The organism is Halochromatium sp. (assembly GCF_054919635.1).
Genome location: NZ_JBUDPI010000251.1, coordinates 1 through 5848 on the forward strand (window position 1 = coordinate 1; position 5848 = coordinate 5848).

General features: G+C 62.7%; 6 protein-coding genes. 5 read left to right on the plus strand and 1 reads right to left on the minus strand.

Annotated elements, in window-relative coordinates; all coding sequences use genetic code 11:
* The first annotated feature begins 292 nt into the window (after nt 1-292).
* From modA to ACY693_RS13950, 5 genes are all read left to right on the plus strand, one after another.
* The gene (gene modA / locus ACY693_RS13930; protein WP_462322426.1) at nt 293-1054 is read left to right on the plus strand and encodes a molybdate ABC transporter substrate-binding protein; all 762 of its coding nucleotides are present in this window, start codon (nt 293-295) and stop codon (nt 1052-1054) included.
* 156 nt (nt 1055-1210) lie between these two features.
* Entirely contained in the window at nt 1211-1888 is a 678-nt protein-coding gene (modB, locus tag ACY693_RS13935) for a molybdate ABC transporter permease subunit (protein WP_462322427.1), read from the plus strand.
* Nucleotides 1889-1890: 2 nt separating this feature from the next.
* Nucleotides 1891-3132, plus strand: a complete 1242-nt coding sequence (modC, locus tag ACY693_RS13940) for a molybdenum ABC transporter ATP-binding protein (RefSeq protein WP_462322428.1) — start codon at nt 1891-1893, stop codon at nt 3130-3132.
* A 164-nt stretch (nt 3133-3296) separates the two neighbouring features.
* Nucleotides 3297-3803: a YeeE/YedE thiosulfate transporter family protein gene (locus ACY693_RS13945; RefSeq protein ID WP_462322429.1), complete on the plus strand. Its 507-nt coding sequence runs from the start codon at nt 3297-3299 to the stop codon at nt 3801-3803.
* Nucleotides 3804-3821: 18 nt separating this feature from the next.
* The gene (locus tag ACY693_RS13950; protein ID WP_462322430.1) at nt 3822-4379 is read left to right on the plus strand and encodes a YeeE/YedE thiosulfate transporter family protein; all 558 of its coding nucleotides are present in this window, start codon (nt 3822-3824) and stop codon (nt 4377-4379) included.
* Nucleotides 4380-4489: 110 nt separating this feature from the next.
* Here the strand turns inward: ACY693_RS13950 and ACY693_RS13955 are convergent, their stop codons facing one another.
* Entirely contained in the window at nt 4490-5746 is a 1257-nt protein-coding gene (locus ACY693_RS13955; RefSeq protein ID WP_462322431.1) for an NRAMP family divalent metal transporter, read from the minus strand.
* Nucleotides 5747-5848: the final 102 nt, after the last annotated feature.

Sequence of the window (5848 nt, forward strand, 5' to 3'; positions counted from 1 at the left end):
TGTGCCACCTTGCCGCGGAACTGATTACGGGCGCTGATCTTCATGCTGTTTCCTCGTGAGATTCTGTACATGGTTGTGCTGCGCGCCCCATCGTTCACACGTCTCGAGCGACGGGCGCTCACGTTGGTCGATAGGCGCGACCGAAACTCGGCACGCATACTGCATACCAGCATAGCGGCTGCCGAGCGTTATGCGATTCTGTATATTGCGATATCGCAATCGTCGCGAGTTCCGCAACGGTCTAACACCCGCAGCAGCCACGTCATTCAACGATCCCTAAGGAGTCAGTCCGATGCAGCCCGTTCGCCCTGTTCTTAGCGCCTTCAGCCTCATCAGCCTCATGGCCGTTGGCAACGTTTCCGCCGAAGAGGCCCAGATCGCGGTCGCCGCCAATTTCACCGCGCCGATGAAGGCGATCATTGAGCTGTTCGAAGAAGACACCGGCCATGAGGTGAAGGCCTCCTACGGGTCGACCGGCAAGCTCTATGCCCAGATCAAGAACGGTGCCCCGTTCGAGGCCCTGCTCGCGGCCGATCAGAAGCGCCCGGAGCTGCTGGAAGAGGAGGGCGTTGGCGTACCCGGGTCGCGCTTCACCTATGCGATTGGCACCCTGGTGCTCTGGTCTGCCGATGCCGATAAGGTCGAGGACGGCCCAGCGCTGTTGGAATCCGGTGACTTCAACAAGCTGTCGATCGCGAACCCAAAATTGGCACCCTATGGCGAGGCGTCCATCGAGACGCTGGAAGCGCTGGACTTGAAAGCGTCCATCGAGCCGAAGCTGGTGATGGGCGAGAACATTGCCCAGACCTATCAGTTCGTCGATACCGGTAATGCCGATATCGGCTTCGTCGCCCTCTCGCAGGTGATGCAAGGCGGCGAGATCAGCAAGGGCTCAGGCTGGGTCGTGCCGGGCGACATGCATGCGCCCATTCGCCAGGATGCGGTGATACTCGACAGCGGCAAGGACAACCCGGCGGTCACGGAGCTGTTTGCCTATCTCCAGGGCGAGAAGGCAGAGGCGATCATCCACGACTTCGGCTACGAGACCGAATGATCGAGGCTTTGGGCTCAGGCTGGGACCAAGCTGGGACGCCCGGAGGTGTCTTGCTGCTTGGGCCGCCGACGAGATCGTCGCCGGTTGGATTGCCCGGAGTGCTGCGTGCGCTCTGGCCGTCTCACACCGCAGCGTAGAGTGACTAGGTTTGACGTGATGTTCTTGACTGATACCGATCTTGAGGCGATTGCCCTCACGCTGCGCCTGGCGAGCGTGACGACGCTGATCCTGTTCACCGTGGGCACACCCATCGCCTGGTGGCTGGCACGCACACGCTCGCGCTGGAAAGGGCCGGTCGGCGCTGTGGTGGCGCTGCCACTGGTGCTGCCGCCATCGGTGTTGGGCTTCTACCTGTTGGTTACCATGGGGCCGAATGGAGCGGTCGGCGCGGTGACCGAAGCGCTGGGCATCGGCCTGCTGCCGTTCACCTTCTGGGGCCTGGTGGTCGGCTCGGTGTTCTACTCGCTGCCGTTCATGGTGCAGCCGGTGCAGAACGCCTTTGAGGCCTTCGGTGAGCGGCCGTTGGAGGCGGCCGCGACCTTGGGTGCCTCACCGCTGGATCGCTTCTTTACCGTCGCCTTGCCGCTGGCGCTGCCGGGCTTCGTCACCGCCGGCATCCTCAGCTTTGCGCACACGGTGGGCGAGTTCGGCGTGGTGTTGATGATCGGCGGCAATATCCCCGGGCTGACGCGGGTCGCCTCGGTGCAGATCTACGACTACGTCGAGGCGCTGGAATACGGCAATGCCCATCGACTGGCCGCAGTGCTGTTGGTGTTCTCGTTTCTGGTGCTCCTGGTCCTCTATTCCTGGCGGCCGGATCGGCGGAGGGTCTGAGCATGCTAGGTATTCAAGCCCGACTCCGCGTCGATTGGCCTGGCTTCCAGCTCGAGGTCAATGAGCATCTGCCGGCGCGTGGCGTGACGGCGCTGTTTGGCCATTCGGGCTCTGGAAAGACCACGCTGCTGCGCTGCATCGCTGGCCTGGAGCACGCCGCTGAGGGCGAGATTCGCTTCAATGGCGAGGTCTGGCAGGATGCCGAGATCTGGGTGCCGACACATCAGCGCCCGATCGGTTATGTGTTTCAGGAGGCGAGCCTATTCCCGCACCTGAGCGTGCTGGGCAACCTGCGCTATGGGCAGCGCCGCAGTCGGGGTCGCAGCGGCCTGATCAATCGCGCAGGGCAGGGCCTCGTTAATGGCTTCTCGGGGCGAGCTCGGGGGGTCGCCGGTCCGGGCCTAGAGACCAGCATTGGGACCAGCACTGAGAACAGACTTGGCAAGACCGCCGCTGGAGCCAGCGCGGATAGCAGCCCCGAGGATGGCTCAGGAATCGACCGCTTCAGCCTCGAGCAGGCGATTGAGCTGCTCGGCATTGGCCATCTACTGAAGCGTCGGCCCGCGGCGCTCTCCGGTGGCGAGCGTCAGCGGGTGGGCATGGCGCGGGCGCTGGCGGTGAATCCGCGATTGCTGTTGATGGATGAGCCGCTCGCCGCACTCGATCTCAAGCGCAAGCTCGAGATCCTGCCGTACCTGGAGCGGCTGCACGACCAGCTCGAGATCCCGGTGCTGTATGTCAGTCACGCGCCCGATGAGGTTGCGCGGTTAGCGGATCATATCCTGGTGATGGACGCTGGTCGCGTGCTCGCGAGTGGGCCGCTGAATGAGACCCTCTCGCGGCTCGATCTGCCGATCCGCCTCGGTGAGGATGCCGGGGTGGTGCTCGATGGCCAGGTGGCCGAGCGCGATGAGCGGTGGCATCTGTTGCGCGTTGCCTGCTGCGGCGCCAGTCTTTGGACTCGCGACACCGGCGCCGAGCTTGGGGCCCATGTACGACTGCGCATCCTTGCCCGTGATGTCAGCATCACCCACGATCCGAGCCATCAGAGCAGCATCCAAAACACGCTGCCGGCCAAGGTTCTGTCCCTGGGTGATGACAGTCATCCGGCGCTGCGGCTGGTGAAGCTCGAGGTCAGCGGCTCGCCGGTGCTGGCCCGAGTCACCCGGCGCTCCGCTGAGCGGCTGGCGCTGGCGCCGGGGCAGTCGGTCTATGCGCAGATCAAGGCAGTGGCGTTGCTGTGAGTGCCGAGCTGGGTATCGCCCCCTGGGTCCTTCAGGCTGAGACCGGCCATTGGGCGGCCCTTGCGGCGGTGGCTGCCTGCGCAGCACCTCAGCTGTCGCACTTGACAGCCTAGGCACTCTTGCTGGAGAAAGGCAGCCTTCTAAGAACAACCGGGTAGGTGCTGATGCATTGGCTGCAGATGCAGAGTTGGTCGCCGTACTTTGTCGGCGCTGCGATGGGCGTATTGAGCTGGTTTACCTTTCTCCTCTCGGACAAGTTCCTGAGCTGTTCCACCACCTATTCCCGCCTCAGCGGCATGCTCGAACGGCACCTGCGGGACGCTCGGGTGGAGGAGAAGCTCTACTACCGCAAGACCCCGCTCATCGTCGATTGGCAGTTCATGTTTGTGATCGGCATCCTCATCGGCGCCTTTCTCTCGGCCTTTCTCTCCCAGTCGCTGCATCTCGAGATGGTTCCGGAGCTCTGGCGCCAGCATTTCGGCGATACGCCGGTGCTGCGCTTCTTGGTGGCCTTTGCTGGTGGCGTCCTGATGGGCATCGGCGCGCGCTGGGCCGACGGCTGCACGAGCGGCCATGCCATCAGCGGAGCGCTGCAGCTGGCCATCAGTAGCTGGATTGCGGTGGTCTGTCTGTTTGCAACCGGTGTGCTCGTTGCCTGGCTGCTTTATTGAACGCGAGAGATTGATCCCATGCTCACCAGACTCCACGATCATCGCCGGCTTCAGCTCCTACTCGGACTCCTGATGGGGGTGTTGTTCGGCATCCTGCTGCAGAAGGGCGGCCTCACCCATTACGACGTGGTTCTCGGCCAACTGCTGTTCCGAGACTGGACCGTCGTCAAGATCATGCTCTCGGCCATCATCGTCGGCTCGCTCGGGATCTATCTGCTGAAGCACTTTGGTCATGTCCGATTGCAGCCGAAGCCGGCCTCGCTCGGCGGCTCGGCCATTGGGGGCATCATCTTCGGCGCCGGGCTGGCCACCCTCGGCTACTGCCCGGGCACGGTCACTGGCGCGATGGGGCAGGGCTCCTATGATGCGCTGACCGGGGGCTTCTTCGGCATCTTGGTCGGAGCCGGCCTCTTTGCCCATTTCTACCCGACGTTGAAGAAGCACATCTTGGACAAAGGCCGCATCCAGGCTCAGACCTTCCCCGAGCTTTGGGGTGTCTCGCCCTGGACGCTGCTGGTGCCGATGATCTTGATGATGGCCCTGGTGCTATGGCTCATCGAGCGCTTTGCGGGATAGCCGGGATTGCAGCATAGCCGCGATTGCAGCTAAAGCAGGCTGTAGAGCCCAAGCGCCTGAACGCCTCGGCCGTGGTCGAACGGCAGCCTGCTTCAATGCCGGTCATCTGGCTACTCGAGCAGAAACTCCGCGTAGATGAAGCCTGCGGTCATGCCGAAGAAGAACAGGATGCCAACCCAGCTCAGCAATCTCAGGATCAGTCCCGGCCGATGTTCGGGCGGCACATTCTCGCCACTCATGACGAGAAAATTAATCACTGCCAAGACCGGTGAGGTGACGAAGGAGATGATGGCCGCAAAGCCCAGCAGCTGCAGCAGGTTCTGCACATAGCCGAGCACGATGACCGAGGCGCTGGTCACGGCAATCGCGATCCAGGCCTGATGCACGCGGGTGAAGGCAGGCAGCAGCTTCGGCGCGAGCAGTGTCGTACAGGCCGCCAGTGCGCGCGGATAGCCATCGACACAGGTCAGTGAGGTGCTGAGCATGGTGACGAAGGCAGCAAACAGGATCAGCCCGTAGGACCAGGCGCCGATGTTGCGCGAGTAGAGCTCAATTAGCTGGTTCGAGAACGCGATGCCGCTCGGCGAGAAGTGCTCGCCACTGCCGTACATCACCAGTGCGCCGAGCGCGAGGAAGACCACCGCCAAGGCCACGGCCATGAAATAGCCGAGATGGAAGTCGATCAGGGTCTCGCCAACCGTGGCCCGATGTCCAGTCTGGCGCTCGCGCGAGAACATCCAAAGCGATGACCAGGCCGACAGGTCCAGCGGCGCTGGCATCCAGCCCATCAGCATGATCAAGAAGCCGAACGAGGCCCAGGTCCAGGGCGAGGTTGGCTCAAACCCAGGCTGCATCACCGGTCCCTTGCCGATCGCGAGCAACAGCGCTGCTAGGGTCGAAACGGTCAAGACCACCACGACCAGTTTCGCCATGCCATCGAGCAGTCGGTAATGCCCCAGGAAGATGAAGATGGCGCAGCCGATCATGATCAGCACCGTCAACTGCGGTAGAGGCAGCGCCTCGAGTCCGAAGCCAGCGAGCAAGGCCGCACTCAGCATCGACACCCCGGCAATATTGATGATGCCGGTGAGGATGTTGATCGCCAGAAAGATATAGACGAACAGGTTGCCCTTGCGCTGATAGCCAGCGAGCAAGGACTCGCCGGTGGCTGCGGTGTACTTCTGCCCGTAGAGGAAAAATGGGTACTTGAAGAGGTTGGCGAGCAGGACCAGCCCGACCAGCTGCCAGCCAAACTCGGCACCGGCTCGGGTTGACCAGACCAGGTGCGAGCCACCAACGGCTGCACAGGCAACCAGTAGCCCAGGGCCAAGTGCCTTCAACAAGGATGCACTAGAGGTTCGATTCATAGGACGAGGCTAATGCTTGAATAGATATACACGGCGCCGTGCGGCTGTCTGCCGTCGATGCCAATCAAGGGGGTGCGATGCCGACGGGCCTGAACGCTGACG